The sequence below is a fragment of the Paenibacillus sp. IHBB 3054 genome, from assembly GCF_051594305.1.
Classification (GTDB): Bacteria; Bacillota; Bacilli; order Paenibacillales; family Paenibacillaceae; genus Paenibacillus_AQ.
In genome coordinates this window covers 1-1,593 of the sequence record NZ_JBOFBG010000101.1, presented here as the reverse complement: position 1 = coordinate 1,593, position 1,593 = coordinate 1, and the positions used below count along the sequence as shown (strand labels likewise).

Here is a 1,593-nt window from a genome sequence, read left to right as displayed (position 1 = left end):
TAAGAAAAACCTGAAGCTCTGCTTCAGGTCCTTTTTACGTTCGGTGTACCCTCTATTATTTGGTACTCGTATCCATGGACTCCCTTGTAATACTCCGGATACATTTCTCCGCCGCAGTACTCACAGGTAAATTGGGGCGGAAGCATTGGATCTCCTCCGTCCATTTGGTCAAAGTCGCGCACGACACTTCGCGGGATTTCCTCCGTCTGCTTACACACCAAACAGACATAGTTGACTACCTCTTTGTTCGGTAGACTGCTTCCCATGCCTCCGTGCTCTCTTCTCTTCTTTTTCACGGGCTTTCGTTTCTTCGATACGGGTGAGATCTTCAATCATCCTTTCTAAACAGCCTCGTGTCTGCTCACATGCTGCATATCTTATACTGAGTTTTCCTTCTTTTAGACAGACTTCTCCCTTAAATTCATAATAGCATTCGCATTTTGGACAGACCAGCGGATCTTTTCCGCTTCCTTTTTGGATTCGTTCTCTCCATTTTCTTCGTTTGAGCTGTCTTTGCGCGCGAACAATCCACTTTCTGGCCTCTTTTTGCCAGCGGGTCACTAGCTTTTTGCTGATTTTTTTTAGCTTCCGGGAATACACCCCATAGTACCGGATCGTTTTAAAATGTTCATCCGGAATATGTCGTATCACTCTCGCAATGAATTCTTCACACCTCACTTGCTCCGTCTTTTCTTCCCCACTTTTTTTATCATAATAGCTGAACACAACATATTCTCCGTCGTAAGACTGGATTCGCTTGAGCGCAATCGCAGGACGCTTGATATAACGTCCAATATAGCCTAGCTGGTTCTTAACGTTTCCTTTTTGCTTCGGCGCATGCACATAAAAGCCTTCTCCATTGGCGGAATAGGCTTGCTGTAGTCTGGACTGCACCTGTTTCTTTTCTTCGGCGTTCAAGCTTTTTCGGATGAGCTTCAGCACCACCGTTTGCCATTGTTTTCTCAGCATTTCAAACGGCACATAATCATACGTCTTCCATTCTCCGCTTTCCTTCATTCCCCCCATCGTCACCAGCATATGCACATGGGGATTGAAATTCAGGCGGGAACCAAAGGTATGGAGTCCCGCAATGATTCCTGGTGTCACCTTATGTTTCTTTTCAAAATGTTCTTTAATGATCCGTACAGCCTCGTCCATAAATCCTTTCAGCATTTTTCGATGCAGCAAAAAGACGCTCCACAGTCCCTCATCTATCGTAAACACCACGTGCCGATGGTTAACCTGAAACACATCCTCCATGAGCAACCGGCTCCATTCTTCCGTTTCCCCACAAGAACAGGTGGTGCAAAATCGCCCTTTACAGCGATACGGAACTCTCCGTATGTCGTGGCAGCCTTCGCAGACCAGAATTTTGAATCCATTTCTAGGATCGCCACAACTCCGGAACTTCTGCACCTCTTTGATCACATTGGGCCGAATGTGTTCTTTATGCTTTTTTACAAAAGCATCCCAGTGCTGATGTTTATCGAAAAAAATCCGCTTTAGAATATTCGAGTCCATTTCTCTATTTTAACAAAAAATTAAATAAGGGGTAAGCTTCGCTTACCCCAAAACATATAAATTCTTATCTTT

Annotated in this window: 1 protein-coding gene; it reads right to left on the bottom strand. The window is 44.6% G+C overall.

What is annotated here, in order from left to right:
* Positions 1-210 precede the first annotated feature (210 nt).
* A complete protein-coding gene (locus ACQ76X_RS35810) occupies positions 211-1,521 on the bottom strand; it encodes an IS91 family transposase (RefSeq protein WP_438498651.1) in 1,311 nt (436 codons plus the stop codon).
* Between the last annotated feature and the right edge of the window lie 72 nt (positions 1,522-1,593).

Bases quoted from the DNA above. Each gene is read 5' to 3' on its own strand.
- ACQ76X_RS35810 (WP_438498651.1), bottom strand. From the start codon at position 1,521: ATGGACTCGAATATTCTAAAGCGGATTTTTTTCGATAAACATCAGCAC.